The 18,200-nt window shown below is 41.0% G+C and carries 18 protein-coding genes and 1 riboswitch; of the genes, 15 read left to right on the top strand and 3 right to left on the bottom strand.

The features are described from left to right. Window positions 1-3: 3 nt before the first annotated feature. Window positions 4-996 (bottom strand): permease, encoded by a 993-nt coding sequence (locus MKY20_RS19010; RefSeq protein ID WP_009334831.1) that lies wholly within the window; start codon window positions 994-996, stop codon window positions 4-6. 297 nt (window positions 997-1,293) lie between these two features. Here MKY20_RS19010 and MKY20_RS19005 point away from each other — a divergent pair, with 297 nt between their 5' ends. From MKY20_RS19005 to MKY20_RS18990, 4 genes are all read left to right on the top strand, one after another. Beyond that, a complete protein-coding gene (locus MKY20_RS19005; protein WP_009334830.1) occupies window positions 1,294-2,496 on the top strand; it encodes a GTP-binding protein in 1,203 nt (400 codons plus the stop codon). Next, window positions 2,493-2,642, top strand: coding sequence for a 50S ribosomal protein L33 (gene rpmG, locus MKY20_RS19000; protein ID WP_341002437.1), 150 nt, complete (start codon window positions 2,493-2,495; stop codon window positions 2,640-2,642). The genes MKY20_RS19005 and rpmG overlap by 4 nt, the downstream gene beginning before the upstream one ends. A gap of 351 nt (window positions 2,643-2,993) precedes the next feature. Beyond that, a complete protein-coding gene (locus tag MKY20_RS18995; RefSeq protein WP_034297172.1) occupies window positions 2,994-3,749 on the top strand; it encodes an SDR family oxidoreductase in 756 nt (251 codons plus the stop codon). Between the two features lie 128 nt (window positions 3,750-3,877). Then, window positions 3,878-4,204 carry a hypothetical protein gene (locus MKY20_RS18990; RefSeq protein WP_009334828.1) on the top strand — a complete coding sequence of 109 codons (327 nt, stop codon included), beginning with the start codon at window positions 3,878-3,880 and terminating at the stop codon, window positions 4,202-4,204. 52 nt (window positions 4,205-4,256) lie between these two features. Here the strand turns inward: MKY20_RS18990 and MKY20_RS18985 are convergent, their stop codons facing one another. Further along, window positions 4,257-4,535 (bottom strand): phage holin family protein, encoded by a 279-nt coding sequence (locus MKY20_RS18985; protein ID WP_372675447.1) that lies wholly within the window; start codon window positions 4,533-4,535, stop codon window positions 4,257-4,259. Between the two features lie 335 nt (window positions 4,536-4,870). On the opposite strand from MKY20_RS18985, the gene MKY20_RS18980 reads away from it, so the two are divergent. The 11 genes from MKY20_RS18980 to MKY20_RS18930 all read left to right on the top strand — a co-directional run bounded on the left by MKY20_RS18980 (window position 4,871) and on the right by MKY20_RS18930 (window position 17,849). After that, on the top strand, window positions 4,871-5,071 hold the full coding sequence (locus MKY20_RS18980; RefSeq protein WP_009334826.1) for a cold-shock protein: 201 nt from the start codon (window positions 4,871-4,873) through the stop codon (window positions 5,069-5,071). A 117-nt stretch (window positions 5,072-5,188) separates the two neighbouring features. Next, the gene (locus MKY20_RS18975) at window positions 5,189-5,773 is read left to right on the top strand and encodes a DUF421 domain-containing protein (RefSeq protein ID WP_019382452.1); all 585 of its coding nucleotides are present in this window, start codon (window positions 5,189-5,191) and stop codon (window positions 5,771-5,773) included. Window positions 5,774-5,934: 161 nt separating this feature from the next. Further along, a riboswitch (SAM riboswitch) is annotated at window positions 5,935-6,039 on the top strand. 86 nt (window positions 6,040-6,125) lie between these two features. Continuing rightward, entirely contained in the window at window positions 6,126-7,409 is a 1,284-nt protein-coding gene (locus tag MKY20_RS18970) for a Na+/H+ antiporter NhaC family protein (protein ID WP_071157838.1), read from the top strand. A 179-nt stretch (window positions 7,410-7,588) separates the two neighbouring features. Continuing rightward, window positions 7,589-8,734, top strand: a complete 1,146-nt coding sequence (locus MKY20_RS18965; RefSeq protein ID WP_252246343.1) for an exonuclease SbcCD subunit D — start codon at window positions 7,589-7,591, stop codon at window positions 8,732-8,734. Beyond that, on the top strand, window positions 8,731-11,865 hold the full coding sequence (locus MKY20_RS18960; protein WP_341002429.1) for an SMC family ATPase: 3,135 nt from the start codon (window positions 8,731-8,733) through the stop codon (window positions 11,863-11,865). The genes MKY20_RS18965 and MKY20_RS18960 overlap by 4 nt, the downstream gene beginning before the upstream one ends. A 64-nt stretch (window positions 11,866-11,929) precedes the next feature. After that, window positions 11,930-12,607 carry a Dph6-related ATP pyrophosphatase gene (locus MKY20_RS18955; protein ID WP_019382448.1) on the top strand — a complete coding sequence of 226 codons (678 nt, stop codon included), beginning with the start codon at window positions 11,930-11,932 and terminating at the stop codon, window positions 12,605-12,607. Between the two features lie 35 nt (window positions 12,608-12,642). Next, complete coding sequence (locus MKY20_RS18950; protein WP_061791647.1) at window positions 12,643-13,017, top strand: SET domain-containing protein; 375 nt, start codon at window positions 12,643-12,645, stop codon at window positions 13,015-13,017. Window positions 13,018-13,083: 66 nt separating this feature from the next. Next, a complete protein-coding gene (locus tag MKY20_RS18945) occupies window positions 13,084-13,836 on the top strand; it encodes a YwaF family protein (RefSeq protein ID WP_341002423.1) in 753 nt (250 codons plus the stop codon). After that, window positions 13,811-14,614 (top strand): type II pantothenate kinase, encoded by an 804-nt coding sequence (gene coaW / locus MKY20_RS18940; protein WP_019382446.1) that lies wholly within the window; start codon window positions 13,811-13,813, stop codon window positions 14,612-14,614. The genes MKY20_RS18945 and coaW overlap by 26 nt, the downstream gene beginning before the upstream one ends. Before the next feature lie 76 nt (window positions 14,615-14,690). Further along, window positions 14,691-16,568, top strand: coding sequence for a selenocysteine-specific translation elongation factor (gene selB, locus MKY20_RS18935; RefSeq protein WP_251175213.1), 1,878 nt, complete (start codon window positions 14,691-14,693; stop codon window positions 16,566-16,568). A gap of 294 nt (window positions 16,569-16,862) precedes the next feature. Next, window positions 16,863-17,849 (top strand): C40 family peptidase, encoded by a 987-nt coding sequence (locus tag MKY20_RS18930; protein ID WP_285856470.1) that lies wholly within the window; start codon window positions 16,863-16,865, stop codon window positions 17,847-17,849. A gap of 55 nt (window positions 17,850-17,904) precedes the next feature. Here MKY20_RS18930 and MKY20_RS18925 read toward each other — a convergent pair whose 3' ends face one another. Further along, window positions 17,905-18,096 (bottom strand): CsbD family protein, encoded by a 192-nt coding sequence (locus tag MKY20_RS18925; RefSeq protein ID WP_251175215.1) that lies wholly within the window; start codon window positions 18,094-18,096, stop codon window positions 17,905-17,907. Between the last annotated feature and the right edge of the window lie 104 nt (window positions 18,097-18,200).

Below are 18,200 nucleotides of genomic sequence, written 5' to 3'. Positions count from 1 at the left end.
CTCCTAAATGAAATTCTGTACAAGAACCAGCGTGAAAAAGACAACGGAAGCGGTCAGCGCTAATACCCCAAGAACAAACTTCATCCGAAACACACTAAGCATCATGATTGTATTTTTAAAATCGATCATTGGACCAAAGATCAGGAACCCCAGTACGGAAGACTTAGGAAATATGCTGCTGAATGACGCACCAATAAAAGCGTCTGCCTCGGAGCATAGTGACAACACATAAGCAAAGCCCATCATGATCAGCAAGGATACAACCGGATTATCAGCATTTTGCAGAAATGTTTTTGCTGGCATATAGACTTGTACAATGGAAGCTAATAAAGCACCAATTATTAAATATTTGGCCATGTCAAAAAATTCATCGATTGAATGAGTCAGCATCGACCAAATCCGGTCCAGGAAAGAACGATTGTATTCGCTGCTGTGGGGTAAATGAAGATTATTTTTCAATTGCCCGGACTTAAAGAAGATGCTCACACTAAAGGCGACTATTATAGCAATTAGGAATCCAAGTCCCATTCTTAAGCCCGCCATTTCAAAATCGTTTCCAAAAGCCATGTATGTAGAAGCAATGACGATGGGATTAATCAAGGGCCCAGTCAGCATAAAACCAATCGCTGCATATACTGGAACACCCTTGGACATAAGACGGCGGATAATGGGGACAATTCCGCATTCACACGCTGGAAAAAGGGCGCCCGCCACGCAGCTCATGACAACAGCAGCCGTTCTATTTTTCGGTATCCACCTTTTTATATGGTCTTCTGTAATGAAAATTTGGATAAACCCTGCAATCAGCACACCTATCAGGACAAAAGGCAACGCTTCTATTAAGATGCTGATAAAGATAACATTCAAATTTAACAGAGAAGGGGGAATATCAAAAGATAAACCTAAGCCAGAGCTGAAAGATATTAAATATACCAGAATGGCTATCAAAATTATGCCCGTTATATCAATGATATGGCTGCGAACAACTCGATTCATAGTATCCTCCTGTGTTTAAAAATCGTAATGATTTCGTTTTATACTCTATATTAATTTTATGATATTGTAAATGGGATTATGAGCATTTTGAAAGGATAGGAGAATTGGAGGATAAAAAAATATAAAGTCTATCCTTGCAATCGAAAGAAAATTTTAATATGATTTAAATCGTAACAATTACGATTTAATAAAAATCCACCAATATTCTCGAGTAAACACTATATCTAATCAGGGTGAGGGGGAGTAATCAAAAATAAATCGTAATAATTACTATTTATACCGAAAAGGAGAGAATCCATGATAAAGAAGTTACCCGTCACTGTACTGAGCGGCTATTTAGGTTCAGGAAAGACCACTCTGCTCAACCACATACTACATAATCGCAGCAATAAGAAAATTGCAGTGATTGTAAACGATATGAGTGAAGTCAACATAGACGCATCCATGGTAAAAAAAGGCGGTTTTACCAGAACCGATGAAAAGCTGGTTGAGCTTCAAAACGGCTGTATCTGCTGTACCCTGAGAGAAGACTTAATGATAGAAGTGGAAAGGCTGGTTAAAGAAGGGGATATCGATTATATCCTGATTGAATCCTCAGGCATCTCAGAACCTATTCCGATTGCCCAGACTTTTACTTATATGGATGAAAGTTTGGGTATTAACCTTTCAAAGTGGTGCACTCTTGACACCATGGTTACAGTTGTAGATGCAAATCGTTTTTGGCATGACTTTGCATCCGGAGAAACTCTGCTGGACCGCAAACAGGGCACAGATGAAAGTGACGTTCGGGAAATTGTTGACTTATTAATTGATCAAATAGAATTCGCAAATGTTATAGTGCTGAACAAGATGGATTTGGTTGATCCGGAAAGCGCTGATGAGCTTAGGGCTATATTAGAAAAGTTAAATCCTGAAGCGAAAATTATTAATGCCGTAAATTCAGGGGTTGAACCGGAAGAGATCCTTCATACTCGTCTTTTTGATTTTGAAACGGCGAGCCAGGGAGCAGGCTGGATTAAGGAGCTTAATGAGGAACATACACCGGAAACTGAAGAATATGGAATTTCATCCTTTGTATATAGAAGGAAAAGGCCTTTCCATCCAGAAAGATTCATGCAATGGCTAGAAGAATTCCCTGCAGATATTGTGAGAGCCAAAGGCTTTTTCTGGCTGGCTTCCCGAAATGACATGGCTGGGCTCCTGTCTCAGGCAGGGCCATCCATAACACTGCAAGGTGCCGGGGAATGGATAGCAGCCCTTCCAGAAGTGGAAAGAAACGAAATTTTAAAAAATGACCCAGAACTTCTTAATAGATGGGATAAGGAATTTGGAGACAGAATGACAGAGCTTGTATTCATTGGCATGGATATGAAACAAGAAGAGGTTGCATCAAGCCTGGATGATTGTTTACTAACCGACAAAGAAATGAGTTCAGCCTGGAGCAGGCTGGCTGACAGGCTGCCACCTTTTAATTCTACTAGGATGGAGGAAATAGTATGAAAGTGAAAATTACTTTGGCATGCATTGAAACAGGGGATCGCAACTATATAACAACCAAAAATAAAAGAAATAATCCACATAGGATTGAATTAATGAAATACTCTCCAAAGCTAAAAAAACACACCCTGCACAGGGAGACAAAATAACATAATCGTTTCCTTTTAATGTCTGGATGAGCTATGACGGAAACTAACAGAGCAATCTGAAAAATTATGTTGATTTTTCCCGGCCCTGCAGATATTCTCAAACTAGGAGATATACGGAAGGGGAATTGAGATTCTATTATGTGGCAGAACATGTAATCATTTTAAGCTAAAATAGAGCAGCTTTCTCATAATGTCGGAAAGGTCTCTCTATTTTTAAAAATGATGAAAACAAGGTATGCCCTGCTGTGAATTCTTAAACCATAAGCTGGCTGATACCTTGTTGTGTATCTGCTTTTTTATTGGAATCTTTATCTCCTGGCTACCCCGCAGCAGGCCAAATTGGAGGGAAAGCTGATGAATCAACAGAATAAGACTGTTATTGTTACAGGTGTCAGCAGCCATAAAGGCATAGGTGCTGCTATATGCCGAAAGCTGGCTATTCGAAATTTTAACATATTCTTTACTTATTGGGATGCCGAGCCCCATTGGGAAAAAGTATTCAGCAATGAGATATCGGAAATCGGGGTTGAATGCAAAGGTCTTGAAGCAGACTTATCGGATGTTCAATCAGCAGAAAAGGTGCTTGAATCTGCTGCCTTGACAGTTGGAAAGCCGATGATACTTGTTAATAATGCAGCTCATTCAACAAGAGATGGATATCTGGAGCTTGATGCAAAAACACTGGACGCACACTATGCGGTTAATATGAGAGCCCTATTTCTTCTCTGCACTGAATTCGCCAAAAGATTTCCGGATTGGAATTTGCCTTACGGTCGAATCATTAATATGACTTCCGGACAAGAGCTGGGTCCAATGCCCGGTGAATTGGCTTATGCTTCTACTAAAGCAGCCATCACGGCATTTACCAGAACTCTGTCAACAGAAATTGCTCATTTAGGAATAACCGTCAATGCGATTAACCCTGGTCCAACAGACTCTACATGGATGGATGAAGGCATAAGAAATCACCTCTTGCCTAAATTTCCAGCCGGCAGAATCGGCCAGCCTGAAGACGCAGCCAATCTTGCAGCATTTCTGGCAAGTGAAGAGTCAAAGTGGATAACAGGGCAGGTGATCCATTCCGAGGGAGGGTTCATTCGCGGTTAACCTAAAAGCAAGTGACATTTATTTAACAAATCTCAGCTATTTATATCATTTTTGATACAAAATACCCAAAAGGGTTTATTGATCTCCTCCAAATGTGTATAAATAGAAGTTATAGAGGGGAGAGACCTATGTTAAATTTATTAAATGACCCTGATTTTATTCAAAAGTGTGAAACTTCCTCCCCGCTTGAGATGGTTGAATACTTAACAGGCGGTAATATTAGAGGATTGGAAAAAATCGCTTTGGGCACGCTTGCAAACAGAAAACAGCTGCCGGCAAATGTCGTGAATGTCCTGATCGTTTATTTCTTCAGCACATTTGCGAATAAAGTATATGACCGAAATGATCTTGCCAGGCTTTATGATTACTGGGCATCGAATCATGTATACAGTTTTGCAAAAGCACAGGAAATGACTGGCGAGTATATTGAAAAAGTTCTGGCCAGCTTAAAATAATAGAGTAAATAAAAAGTTCATCCTAATTGGGATGAACCTTTTTTGATATCATCTAATTCTTTTTATTGCTATATGCACCTTCTATAGTCTGTTTCATCATTTGATGTCCAAGCACCGCAACGCCTGCTGCAACGATTCCGTTAAGGAGCCCTTCAAAAGAAAAGCCAAATGCCAGGCTGCCTGCGGAAACAGAAATGATTACAAGAATCCATACGATGGACCAATCAGGAATTTTTGGTGTCTGTTTCAATGCATACCCAATTACCCACAAGGCCGGGACCAGCATGTAATAATTCTGGTTTAAAAAATCCAGTAAGTTCAATCCACTCACCTCCTGATCCTGTTTTCTATATTTTATGAATGCATCATATAATTTGTTTGTCTGATTGTCTCTAAAATGGTAGATATATCATGATAGATTTACACATTTTGGAATCTGCGGAAGACGAAATAGTTTGAAAATTCCTTTTGCAAACGGGTGGTATAGTTGACATTCCTTCCTATAAGTGCTAAATTTGAATCAGCCGTTATGCATCGTGTTATATTTTGCTAGCTGCTTTTTCAACCGTTAGGCAATGGTCTGGATGAGTAATGAACGTAAAGTTATAAGCGTGTATATGGTGAATTTACACATGGCTTTTTCTAGCCAATAGGAGGATTTTTTTCATGAAAAACGGTAAAGTAAAATGGTTCAATGCTGAAAAAGGTTTCGGATTCATCGAAGGTGAAGACGGAAACGACGTATTCGTACATTACTCTGCTATCCAATCTGAAGGTTTCAAATCTTTAGAAGAAGGCCAAGAAGTTTCTTTCGAAGTTGTTGAAGGTGCACGCGGACCTCAAGCAGCTAACGTAACTAAACTATAATCGACAGACCCATACAAAAACAGCCTGGCCATTTGGTCAGGCTGTTTTATTTATCAACGATTGTATATAAGTACCTGCTATGCCACAACCTATGGGAAAAAGGGAAGGTGGTATAAGATGGATTTTTTATGGGAATCAGTCCTTTTAATTTTTTCAGGGGTATTGCTTTTACGTGTGGCCGGAAGAAAATCCATTTCGCAAATGACATTAGCTCAAACAGTTGTGATGATTTCAATAGGTACCATTATCATTCAGCCGATCATTGAGACAAGTGTTTGGAAAACGATTGTGGCAGCAGCTATCTTAATCGGATCATTAATATTAATGGAATATCTGCAGGTAAAGTTTAATTTTATTGAAAAATTTATAACGGGCAAATCCAAAATTGTGATTGAGGACGGGAAGCTAAAAACAGCAAATATGAGGAAGCTGCGCTTTACAGCTGATCAGCTGGAAATGAGGCTTAGAACCAACGGAATCACAAAAATTTCAGATGTCAAAATGGCTACGCTTGAACCGAATGGACAGCTTGGGTATGAGTTAATGAATGATGCGAAGCCTTTGACTGTTGGAGAATTTAAAAGGCTGATAGGAGAAATGATTTTGCAGTCACCCGTTCAGCCTGCACCACAAGCATCAGGTGATATATTTCAGGAGCTGAAAAAGGGGCATTCCCCGCCAAATTCAAAAGATCTGCATTAATTTTAAGCCGCATTGCGGCTTTTTTAAATTCATAATCCCCATCTTTCCCCTTTTAAAGTATTATTCAGATTCTTAATCTATAACAAAAAAGTGCTTGAAGTTTCGCGAGTTTCCTGTATAATTTTCAAGCGTGAGTTATTTCAGAATAATTTCATATAAATCACTTATCAAGAGAGACTGAGGGACTGGCCCGAAGATGTCTCGGCAGCGGGCTCTATAGAGCGCTGTGCCAAATCCAGCAAGCATAGGTGCTTGGCAGATAAGAAGAGAACGATTGATTTGTTAAGATCTCTTCTTGCTTGAAGAGGTCTTTTTATTTTGCTGGAAAATCCATTCGGAGAGGAGATTTTTAATGAAAAACAAGGGCAATCCCTGGGCATTATTGCCGCTTTTGGCTTTCCTTCTAATTTTTATTGGAAGCGGCATAGCAACCGGAGATTTCAATAGCATTCCAATCATTGTCATTGTATCCGCTACAGCCGGAATAGCACTGGCAATGAACAGAAAAAAGCCATTCATGGAAAAAGTAGAGATATTCACTAAAGGGGCAGGTCATCCCGATATTATATTAATGTCCATCATTTTTATCCTGGCAGGGGCCTTTTCTGGTACAGCTAAAGGTATGGGTGCAGTTGATTCAACAGTGAACCTTGCACTCTCTTTTATCCCGCAGAATCTGCTTATGGTCGGAATTTTTATCATTGCATGCTTTATTTCATTATCAATGGGAACATCAATGGGGACAGTTGTAGCTCTCGCTCCAATTGGTGTAGCTCTTTCTGCGGAGACAGATATTTCCGTCGCATTGGCCATGGCAGCAATAATAGGCGGTGCCATGTTCGGGGATAATCTTTCCGTCATTTCTGATACGACCATTGCAGCGGTCAGGACACAAGGAACGAGAATGACCGATAAATTCCGTGTGAATTTCTTAATCGTCCTGCCTGCTGCATTGCTTACGGCTTTGATTCTTGGGATTTTAACAGCAGGTCAGGAAAGCGTGGTAACCAGCGGGGATTACAGCTTTTTGAAAGTAATCCCTTATCTTGGCGTATTGGCTGCAGCTTTGCTTGGCATGAATGTCATTCTTGTCCTTAGCGGGGGTATCCTTCTTGCAGGGCTGATCGGAATTGCAGACGGCAGCTATACCTTTGTTTCATTCCTGCAAATGATTGCTGAAGGAATGGCTGGTATGCAGACCCTTGCGATAATTGCCATCCTCATTGGCGGATTGGTTGAGATCATCCGATTTAATGGGGGAATCGATTACTTGCTTCACATGGCTACAAGCAAAATAAAATCTCGCAGGGGAGCTGAATTTGGTATTGCGTCACTTGTCACCCTGACAAATTTATCTACAGCCAATAACACAATTGCCATCATTATTGCAGGGCCGCTTGCCAAAAAAATTGCAGATCAATATGAGATTGACCCACGTAAATCAGCAAGTATTCTTGATATATTTGCCTGTTTTGTACAAGGGACTATCCCATATGGGGCACAGATGCTGGCTGCTTCCGGGCTCGCTGCCATTTCGCCGGTGAGCATCATGGCATATTCCATTTATCCAATATTAATTGGCATTTGCGGTGTTATAGCCATTTTGATTAACTTCCCTAAGCTAAAAAAGCAATAGATGAAAGAGCCTTTGTTGGGCTCTTTTTCTTTTCGAATAATGCTATGTTTTGGAAATAATCTCTGATATAATTAGAACGAATGTTCTGTCAAATTTTGCTGAGCCATTGCCGTTTTTTGATTTGGTATAATGGTAACATTGCAGAAAGAATCTCAGGCAAGGAAAAGAGGGTGTTAGATATGAAATTTATCCATACCGCTGATTGGCATTTGGGCAAGCTGGTCCATGGTGTATATATGACCGGAGATCAGCGTCATTTTTTGCATCAATTTATTGATGTGGTAGAGGAAGAAAAGCCGGATGCAGTCGTTATTGCAGGAGACTTATATGACCGTTCCGTACCTCCGACTGATGCTGTAGAATTGCTGAATGAAATCCTTTTTAAAATAAATGTAGAGCTCAATACACCTGTGGTTGCCATAGGAGGAAACCATGACAGCGCTGAAAGGCTGTCCTTTGGTAGCTCCTGGTACAAACAAAGCAAGTTCTACCTGTCTGGAAAACTGGTAAATGATTTTAGGCCCATACATATTAATGGTGTGAACTTTTATCTGGTTCCGTATGCTGAACCCGGAATGGTCAGGCATTTGCTTGATGACGACCGTGTGCATTCCCATGATGATGCAATGAAGGCAATTGTGAACAGAATTGAAGAGTACCTGAATCCAAATGAACCGAACGTTCTTGTCGGACATGCTTTTGTATTGGGCGGTGCTACCAGTGAATCGGAGAGGACCCTCTCTGTCGGAGGATCAGGCTGTGTCCATTCAAGCAGCTTTGATCCTTTCTCCTATACGGCACTTGGTCATTTGCATAGTCCTGATGCCATAAAGCATGACAAGATCCGCTATTCAGGCTCCCTATTAAAATATTCTTTTTCCGAAGCTAAACAGGAAAAATCCATTTCTATTATAGAAATGAAGGAGAATGGTGAATTTGACTTGCGTACTCGTTCATTAAAGCCTAAAAAAGACTTGAGAGAGATCGAAGGGCATCTGGATGAACTGATGGATCCAGCTTTCTATGAAAAACAGAACCTTGATGACTATCTGAAAATCACCCTTTTTGATGAAGGCGCATTGCTTGATCCGATTAATAAGCTGAGACAGGTCTACCCAAATGTTCTTCACCTTGAAAGAAGGATAGCCGTTACAGATATGAAGAAAAAAAGCTCCTTCCTTTCGATGAAGGAAGAGAAAAAGTCGGAGCTTGATCTGTTTAAACAATTCTATGAACAAATGACCACTTCCGAATTTACAGAAGATAAACAGCAGGTTATGACCGATGTGATCGAAAAAGTGCTAAGGGAGGAGGCGCTGAAATGAAGCCATTAAAATTAACGATGCAGGCGTTCGGCCCCTACGCAGACAGTGAGAGCATTGATTTTACGGAACTTGGAAATCGGACCATGTTTGTCATCTCCGGAAAGACGGGTTCAGGTAAAACCACTATTTTTGACGGCATCAGCTATGCGATTTACGGAAAGGCGAGCGGGGAGGATCGAAATGGCCCCGAACTTCGAAGCCAGTTTGCGAAAAATAATACACTAACCGAGATTTCCCTCGAATTCATTTTAAGAAATAAAAGATATTATATTACTAGGTCTCCTCAGCAGGAAAAGAAAAAAGAGCGCGGCGATGGCACGACGACAGTAAGTGCCAAAGCAGAACTGTATATGTATGGTGAAAATGGAGAGCAAAAGCTCCTGGCTTCAAATGTCAGGGATGTTGATGAAAAGATAAAAGAAATTATGATCATTGACAGCAATCAGTTCAGGCAAATTCTGATGATTCCCCAGGGAGAGTTCCGAAAGCTCCTAACTTCTGAAAGCAAGGATAAGGAAGTCATTCTTCAGCGGTTATTCCATACTCAAATATACAAAAGCATAGAAGAAAAACTAAAAGAAGATGCAACTGAATTAAAAAGAACGGTAGAAGAACAGATAAAACTGAGAGATCAGTATTTTAATCAGGTTCAGGCTTTATATAGCGAGGAGCTGAAATACTGCCTCGAAGCAGGAAGTGTTAATGATACCCTGCTCATGCCGCTTCTTGCAGAGGAAATTAAGGAAATGGAAGCAGGCCTTGCTGAGCTGACAGAAGCAGGCAGGAAAAAGAAGGAACAGAGAGATCATCTTCAGCAAAAGCTCTATGAAGCTGAAATGGTACTCAAACAGCTGAAGACGAAAGAAGAGCTAAAGCAAAGGAAAGAAGAGCTGGAGGGGCTTAGGGGCCAATATACTGCCAAAGAGAATGCCATTGCTCTTGCCCAGAAAGCAGCCCTGCTTAATCAGCAGGAGCAGCTCTGTCATGAACTGAAGAAAGATCTTGATGCAGCACATGCCGATCTTCATGAGCTTCAGAAAAATATAGGCACTCTTGAAACTCTCCTAAAAGAAAAGCAAGATAAATGGGAATCTGAAAAGAACCGCGAGGAAGAAAGAAAACAAGCTGCCGAACAGGTTAATCACCTGCAAAATATGAAAGAGGACATTCTCTCGTATGCAAAAGTGGAAAAGCTGGTCCGTTCTCTTGAAAAAAATCTTGAATACCTCCGGCTTCAAAAGAGACAGAAAGATGAAGCCCATCAAAAAGCTGATTTACAAATAAAAACACTTTCTGAAGAAAAGCAGGACATTGAAAAGAGTAAGCTTGCACAGATTGAGAATGAACGAAACCTGGAGAAACTGACAGACGAAATAGAACGGCTTCATAAATATGAAGAGCTGCATAAAGAGCATCAATTATCAATGAATGCCTTCAGCAATAAGAGAAATTATTTTGATCAGACTTCATCCAGGCTGACTGATGCCAAACTGCTTGTGGAAGAACTGGAGGGCAAGTGGCTTCATGGACAGGCATCGATCTTGGCAAACAGGCTGCAAAACGGGGAGGCATGTCCGGTCTGCGGCTCAGAACACCATCCAAATCCGGCTGTATCTCCGCATGATATTCCGGATGAAAAAGACCTAAAGGAAGCAAAAAAACAGGCAGCTCAAATTGAAGCCGAGAAAGCGAAAGCGGAGTCTGCTTTTTATGAAGCCCAGTCCCGCATGAATTCCAGCGAGAGTGGATTGGCTGAACTCACAGCCCAAATACAAAAACACCGTCCTGACTTTAAACAAGAAAGTTTGCTTGTGCTGAAAAATACTCTTGCCGATCAAAAGAAGGATCTTCTGAAAATTCATGCTGAACTGAAGAAGAAATCTTTAAGGCTGGAAAACTGTACTGCTGAGTTAGAAAAAACACAGCAGAGGAAAGAAGCTCTAGCTGCAGAAATTGACCGGCTGCAAGACCAAATAAATGACGCAGCCATTTTGCATGCGGAAAAGAGAAGCAACTTGGCGAGGATGACGGATACTATTCCTGAAAACCTGCGGTCTATTGATGCTTATGAGTCAAGTTTGAAAACTGCTGCTGAGAAACTTGAAATTATGCAAAGGCAGCTGGAATCATCCCAGCAGAATTATCAAGATGCAAAGTCGGCCCTCTTGGCAGAACAGGCAAAACTGGAGACACTTCAAAAGCAGGCTGATAAAATCGAGCAAAAGCTTGCAGCCGAAAGGCAGAATTTTGTGCAGCGCATGAAGGACCAGGGCTTTGAAGTCTACGGAGAATACCGTGATGCCAAAAAATCAGAGGATCAGATCAGGCAGCTTGAAGGTGAAGTAAGGGAATATCGGGAAGAAGTCCGTTCTGTTCATGATCGATACGCTGAGCTGGGGCACCTCTTGGAAGGGATTGAAAAACCTGACCTGGATAGCTTGCAGCTATTATTGCAGGAAACAGATGATCAATTGAAACTGCTGCAGGATCAATATACAAATCTGTTTATGATGAAAAAGCAAAATAAAGAGACTATGCAAAAAATCGAAGAAATAAATGAAAATATGAAAGCCCTGGAGGAAAGGTACAAAGTAATCGGGCACTTGTATGAAATTTCAAAAGGGCAGAACACTTACCGAATTACTTTTGAACGATTTGTCCTGGCGGCCTTTTTAGATGATATACTGAGGGAAGCCAACGGACGTTTATCAAAGATGACTAGCGGAAGATATATGCTGCTTCGAAAAACAGACCGGTCAAAGGGCAACGCACAAAGCGGCCTGGAATTGCTAGTGTTCGATCAATACACTGGACAGGAAAGGCATGTTAAAACTTTATCTGGCGGAGAAAGCTTTAAAGCCGCGCTCGCACTTGCTCTTGGTCTGGCGGACGTGGTGCAGCAATACGCAGGAGGGGTATCCCTTGAGACGATGTTCATTGATGAAGGATTTGGAACACTTGATCCCGAATCATTAGATCAGGCAATAGAAGCATTAATCGAAATCCAAAGCAGCGGAAGGCTTGTAGGCATCATCTCTCATGTTCCTGAGCTGAAGGAAAGAATTGATGCACGTCTGGAAGTAACAGCAAGCCAGACAGGAAGCCGTACACAGTTTCAATTTTTAAATTAGGATTCAAGGAAAAAGGATAGACCTTCTATCCTTTTTCCAATACTATTAAAGTTGGTGAAGACTGTTGAGGAAGAAAGTCGTTTTATCATGGAGCGGCGGCAAAGACAGCTGTCTGGCTCTAGATGTTCTAATAAAACAGGGGTACGAGGTTGCATGCCTTCTGACAACGGTTCCAAAGGAAATTGGCAGAACGTTCGGGCATGGTGAAAAAAAGGAATTAATCCAGCTTCAGGCTAAAAGCTTGTCCATACCTGCAGAGTTTATTTATTGTACTTTTGAGGATTACTCGGAACGTTTCGTGAGTGATTTAAGAAAAATAAAAGATACATATGGGATTACAGGCATTGCATATGGGGATCTATACTTGGATGGTCACCGCGAATGGGGAGAAAAAACAGCTGCCGAAGCAGGATTGGATGCGGTATATCCATTATGGATGGAGGAGAAAGATAGTCTTAAGGCATTAAAGGCCTTTGCGGAATCAGGCTATAAAGCCAAAGTCATACGTGTCCGGGAAGATGTATTGGACAGCTCCTGGCTGGGCAAGGAACTTAATCAAGACTTTGTAAGCAAAATTGAAGATGAGCCTGTCTGTCCAATGGGTGAATCAGGTGAGTATCATACATTTGTTTATGACGGTCCGCTATTTTATAAAAGCATCCAGCTGGACTCTCCTGTAGTGATTCAGCTTGAAACCACGAAGAAATTGGAATTTGGTGAGTTTAGGCTCGCTGAAAAATAAAAAAACGTCATTGACGAGAATGTGCAGGTAATGAAATGATCGAAATTAAGACATCAGCAGTAAGCGATGGCGAACATAATAGAGGAGTCTTTGCTACTCGTGATATTAAGAAGGGTGAACTGATTCATGAGGCTCCGGTCCTTCCTTATCCAAACAAAGAACATCAGCATATTGAAAAAACGGCTCTGGCTGATTATGCATTTGAATACGGAAAAAATCACAGTGCCATTTTATTAGGCTATGGGATGCTTTTTAACCATTCCTACAAGCCAAATGCAGTATATGATATTAACTTTGACAATCATACCTTTGACTTTTTCGCTTATAGAGACATTAAAGCAGGTGAAGAGGTATTGATTAATTATAATGGGGAAGCTGATAATGATGATCCCCTTTGGTTTAATAAATAATTTAATTGGAGACTAGTCCTTTCCAGGCCCGGAGAGCAGTCTCCAGCCCGGAAGGGAGAGAATAGTTTGTCCGATGTATTTTCTCATGATTATAAAGCTTTCCCTTTTATGTCTTTTTCCGCGCCTCATATTGCCATGATTGTGTTATTTGCAGCAGCATCAGCGCTTTTATTCATATTCAGAAAAGGGTTATACCGGCTTGATCAAAAATTCAGGCTGTATATGTTTCTGCTGCTTTTTACACTGGAGCTGCTTTACCATTTCTGGCTTTATCATGGCGGGAAATGGGATCTTTCCTTCACTCTGCCGCTCCAGCTTTGCTCCATAAGCTTAGTCCTTTGCTTGTTATTATTGGCATCGAAATCTAAGGCCGTCTTCCAGATTGTCTATTACATAGGCGTCACGGGGGCAATAATGGCCATTCTGACTCCCGAGCTGTTTTTAGGCTTTCCTCATTTTCGCTATTTTCAATTTTTTATTACTCATAATCTAATTGTTTGGACTTGCCTTTATTTCGTGTTTGTTCATCAATTCAGGCCAACAGGAAAGGGTCTGTTCCAATCTTTTATCTTCCTGAATCTCTGTGCAGCTGCGGTATTTTTCGCAAACAAGCTAACAGGAGGAAATTATATGTTCCTTTCCCGTAAGCCTGAGAATACTTCATTATTAGATTACTTCGGACCTTACCCTTATTACATAATAACACTGGAGATAGCGGCATTAATGCTGTTTTCATTATTGCTGCTGCCATTCAAAATGATTGGAAAAATAAAGATGGAAAGGCGGAATCTGCATGAAACCTGCAAAAATAGGGATTGATGCTGGAGGTTCTCTGCTGAAAATGGCATTTGAAGAACAAGGTCAAATCCATTACAAAAGCTATCCGATTGATGAGCTGTACAGTTCAATGAATTGGCTGAAAATGACTGCTGCTGATGCGCCAATTGCCTTAACAGGCGGGAAGGCTGAATACCTTCAAAATGAGTTTTTTCAAAATGCCCGGATTGTTCCTGAATTTGAGTCTTGCGGTATGGGTGCATCCTATTTGATGAAGCAAGATGGATTATCCTATGAAAATTTTCTCTTCATAAGTATAGGCACAGGAACCTCGATTTCCCTAAACAACGGCGGGAGTATCTCAAGGGTGACCGGGAGCGGCATTGGCGGGGGCACGTTGATGGGACTGGGAAGATTGCTGACTGGTGAAGGTGACTTTTCCAAGCTCGTTTCGCTGGCTGCCAGCGGGAAAGCAGAGAATGCAGATTTATTGGTCAAAGATATTTATTCACCATTCGATTCACCGTTAGATGGAAGCCTAACTGCGAGCAATTTTGGGAAAATTAAGGATGATCAAGTAAGCAAGGAAGACAAAGCTGCCAGTTTAACCAGCATGATTGCTGAAACGATAGTACTCTTAAGCACTCAGGCCGCAGATCAGCACCAAATTGAATACATAATTTATATAGGAAGCACACTTCGGCATAATGCCCCGTTAAAGCACCTGTTAGAGAAATATACCGCCATGCTTGGCAAGAAACCTGTCTTTATTCAAAATGGGGCGTATTGTGGAGCATTAGGTGCGATGCTGTCCTTATAAAACCAGATGATTGAAAGATTCTTTTTTTCAGGATACAGTTGAACAAGAATGCAAAAAGAAGCAGGTGGCAGATTTGATGAAAAGATACTTTACAATCGGTATGGCTGGCCATATCGATCATGGAAAAACTACATTGACTAAAGCATTAACAAACGTGGATACAGATAGGCTAAAAGAAGAAAAAGAAAGGCAAATATCCATAGAACTAGGATTTGCCCCTTTACATGAAGATGAGGAAATTCAAATTTCAGTAGTGGATGTACCGGGTCATGAACGTTTTATCAGGCAAATGATTGCAGGTGTTGCAGGTATTGATTTAGTCATCCTGGCTGTTGCAGCAGATGAAGGTGTTATGCCGCAAACAAGAGAACATCTGGAAATTCTTGATTTTCTGGGGATCCGAAATGGCATTGTCGCCATAACAAAAATTGATCGTGTGGACGAAGAGTTCACCGGCCTTGTAAAAGAAGAAATTATTGAGGAACTGAAAGGAACTGTTTTTGAAGATGTTCCATTTATTTTAACAGATAGCTTGTCAGGCAAAGGGATTGAAGAGTTAAAGCAGTTGATTATTCTTACGCTGAAAGAAAGGGACACACGGGATGCAAAAGGCGCATTCCGCCTTCCAATCGATCAGGTATTTACGGTGAAAGGCCAGGGAACCGTAGTCAGAGGAACTGTTTATGAAGGAAAAGTCGAAGAAGGACAGCTTCTGAAAATCATGCCAAATGGTATTGAGACCAGGGCACGCCAGCTGCAGGTACATCATCAGCCTGCAAAAGCGGCATTTGCAGGGCAAAGGGCAGCCATTAACCTTTCGGGTGTTTCGAAGGAGGATATTGAGCGGGGAGAGGTCCTTGTATCGTCTGGGCATTTCAGCGTCACGAAAACCATTGATGTGGCAGTAAGAATGGTGGGAGATTTAGAGCATATCGTCAAACAGAGAATGCCGATCAAATGCCATATTGGTACAGCTGAGGTCATGGGCAAAATCGTCTTTTTTGACCGTAATGATTTATCCAATTCAGAGGGAGAAATTCTCTGCCAGCTCCGTTTAGAAGAAGAAGTCGTCGCCAAAAGGGGAGACAGGTTCATTTTAAGACGGCCTAGTCCCCAGGAGACTATCGGCGGGGGCTGGGTTATAGATCCCAACGGGGAAAAATACCGGTTCGGCCAAAAAACCATTGAAAACTTAAGCCGGAAAAAAGAAGGGACACCGAAAGATCGCATAAAAACGGCGTTGTCAGATGATAAGGTACTTACGGTTTCAGAGATTACAGCAAAAACCTCACTGGATGAATTGACGGTTAAAGAAATACTTAAAGAAGAAGATTTTCTGAGTATTAACAGCAAGGAATTCACTTTAGTAGCCATCAAAGAGGCAGTAGAGGAAGAAATAGCTGACCGCCTGAATGAGTTCCACCTGGAAAATCCAATGAAGCAAGGGGCCAATAAAGCAGAATTGCTGCAGGCAATGCAGAATAAATATCCTAAAATGCTGGTTGAATTTGTTTTGAATGCAGCGATTGAAAAGAGCGCGTTCCAACGAAAAGGCCAGTTTTTACAGAATAAAGGTTTTTATCCGCATGTACCGAAAAGCTGGCAAAAACGCACTGACAATCTTCTTGCTGACTTAAAAAAAGATGGCTATAAAGTAAAGCCTTTCGATGAATATTATGCTTCTGCAGGAATCCCAGAGAATCTCAAAGGCGATTTAAAACGCTATTTAGAAGACCAGGAAATCGTCGTACCGCTAGATGCACAATACTATTGGCATGGTGATCATTTTAGAAAAGCAGTAGAAGAACTGAAAAAGAGCACAGCTGCTGAATTTGAAGTGGGCAATGCAAAGGATGTATTGGGTCTTTCCAGAAAGTATATGATTCCTTTTCTCGAAAAACTTGATACTTTGGGAATGACACGCAGAGCAGAAAATAAAAGAATATGGATTTAAAGTAAGGAGTTTTCTTTAAGTAGATCAGCTTTAAAATGCTGATCTATTTTTTGTTTGGGGAAAAGAAAGTTTAATCAGAATAGTCCGAAATATGACGAAGATTTACCCGGTTACCCCTGTTATTGTGGAAATAACTACTAATAAATACAGGACAAAGTTACTACAATTTAACCAGTGTAGGGAATTCCATGAAATTATAGATGATTTTACCTATTTGTCCATTATTTTCAGATAGGATTTTACTAGAATTATTACTAATATTAGGTTGTCAAAGAAATTTAAGGAGTGTACAACTTGAAGAAACAACTACTTACAATGGCTGCGACAGCTGGTTTTTTGATTACACCGTTCAATGGAGAAGCAAGTGCTCATGAAAATAAATATATAGTTCAGTCTGGCGACACCTTATGGGGAATCTCCCGCTCTAACAATCTTTCAATTGAAGAGTTAAAGACATGGAATAATATATCAGGATCGATAATATATAAAGGACAAGCTCTGACTCTTCTGGCACCGCACAGCCATGACGCTTCAACAGGAGGGTCTTCTGGCGGTACAGTCAGCTACACAGTGAAATCGGGCGATACTTTATGGGGAATTGCAAGAACACACGGCCTTTCCGTCAGTACACTAAAGAGTTTAAACGGATTCAGCAGTGACACGATATATCCAGGTCAAAAGCTAAAAGTGAAAGGTTCGGCTAACATTGCTGCACCTTCTGCTCCTGCAAGCACTGGATCCTATACCATCAAAAGAGGAGACACTCTTTCAGGTATTGCATCTCGCCATAACTTATCGGTTTCACAACTAAAGGCAATGAACAACCTTTCTTCTGACTTGATTTATGCTGGTCAGACTTTAAAAGTATCTGGTACGGCATCAAGCAAGCCGGCAGAATCACAGGTTGCAGGCCAAACGACATCAAAGGTGAATGAACTGATTTCTGAAGCTAAGAAATACATCGGTTCACCTTATGAATGGGCAGGAAGCACACCTGCTGGATTTGACTGCAGCGGCTACCTGAACTATGTATATGGTAAAGTGGGAATCTCTATTCCTCGTACTGTAGCATCCATTTGGAGCGCGACAAAACATGTTGCAGCACCAAGAGTGGGCGATTTGGTTTTTTTTGAAACATACAAGTCCGGTCCATCACATGCAGGTATCTACCTTGGCAATTACAAGTTCATTCATGCTGGTTCTTCACGAGGTGTAGAAATCAGTGATATGAATAATTCATATTGGAAGCCTCGTTATTTAGGGGCGAAAACGACTTTTTAATCATTCTGCTCATGAAAAAGTACTCAACGCTCAAATGCAGCGTTGAGTACTTTTATTAATCTCTGCGATCACTGAAAGTCTTTGAGAGTGCCTCCTTTGCATCTCCCCATTTTTCCTGTGCCTGTCCCTTGAATTTATCCATATTCCCTTCAGCTTCTTTGGATTCATTATTGGTCAGTTTGCCATATTGCTTTTTAAATTCGCCTTTTAATTGGTCCACATTTCCATTTGTCTGGTCTTTGTTCATAAGTATCTCCTCCTTGTGTTTGCTTACTTCTTATTTACCCAAAATGAGCACTCTAAAACTAACTGAGAAATACAGCCTTCACACTTATTGGAGAATGATAGAAA

This window comes from Cytobacillus sp. FSL W8-0315, assembly GCF_038002905.1.
In the GTDB taxonomy this organism is placed as follows: Bacteria; Bacillota; Bacilli; order Bacillales; family Cytobacillaceae; genus Cytobacillus; species Cytobacillus pseudoceanisediminis.
This window is presented reverse-complemented; position numbering and strand designations above follow the sequence as displayed.

What these genes read in the sequence shown, in the direction of transcription:
- MKY20_RS19010 (WP_009334831.1), bottom strand. Translation starts at nt 996, where the DNA reads ATGAATCGAGTTGTTCGCAGCCATATCATTGATATAACGGGCATAATT.
- MKY20_RS19005 (WP_009334830.1), top strand. Translation starts at nt 1,294, where the DNA reads ATGATAAAGAAGTTACCCGTCACTGTACTGAGCGGCTATTTAGGTTCA.
- rpmG (WP_341002437.1), top strand. Translation starts at nt 2,493, where the DNA reads ATGAAAGTGAAAATTACTTTGGCATGCATTGAAACAGGGGATCGCAAC.
- MKY20_RS18990 (WP_009334828.1), top strand. Translation starts at nt 3,878, where the DNA reads ATGTTAAATTTATTAAATGACCCTGATTTTATTCAAAAGTGTGAAACT.
- MKY20_RS18980 (WP_009334826.1), top strand. Translation starts at nt 4,871, where the DNA reads ATGAAAAACGGTAAAGTAAAATGGTTCAATGCTGAAAAAGGTTTCGGA.
- MKY20_RS18975 (WP_019382452.1), top strand. Translation starts at nt 5,189, where the DNA reads ATGGATTTTTTATGGGAATCAGTCCTTTTAATTTTTTCAGGGGTATTG.
- MKY20_RS18970 (WP_071157838.1), top strand. Translation starts at nt 6,126, where the DNA reads ATGAAAAACAAGGGCAATCCCTGGGCATTATTGCCGCTTTTGGCTTTC.
- MKY20_RS18965 (WP_252246343.1), top strand. Translation starts at nt 7,589, where the DNA reads ATGAAATTTATCCATACCGCTGATTGGCATTTGGGCAAGCTGGTCCAT.
- MKY20_RS18960 (WP_341002429.1), top strand. Translation starts at nt 8,731, where the DNA reads ATGAAGCCATTAAAATTAACGATGCAGGCGTTCGGCCCCTACGCAGAC.
- MKY20_RS18950 (WP_061791647.1), top strand. Translation starts at nt 12,643, where the DNA reads ATGATCGAAATTAAGACATCAGCAGTAAGCGATGGCGAACATAATAGA.
- coaW (WP_019382446.1), top strand. Translation starts at nt 13,811, where the DNA reads ATGAAACCTGCAAAAATAGGGATTGATGCTGGAGGTTCTCTGCTGAAA.
- selB (WP_251175213.1), top strand. Translation starts at nt 14,691, where the DNA reads ATGAAAAGATACTTTACAATCGGTATGGCTGGCCATATCGATCATGGA.
- MKY20_RS18925 (WP_251175215.1), bottom strand. Translation starts at nt 18,096, where the DNA reads ATGAACAAAGACCAGACAAATGGAAATGTGGACCAATTAAAAGGCGAA.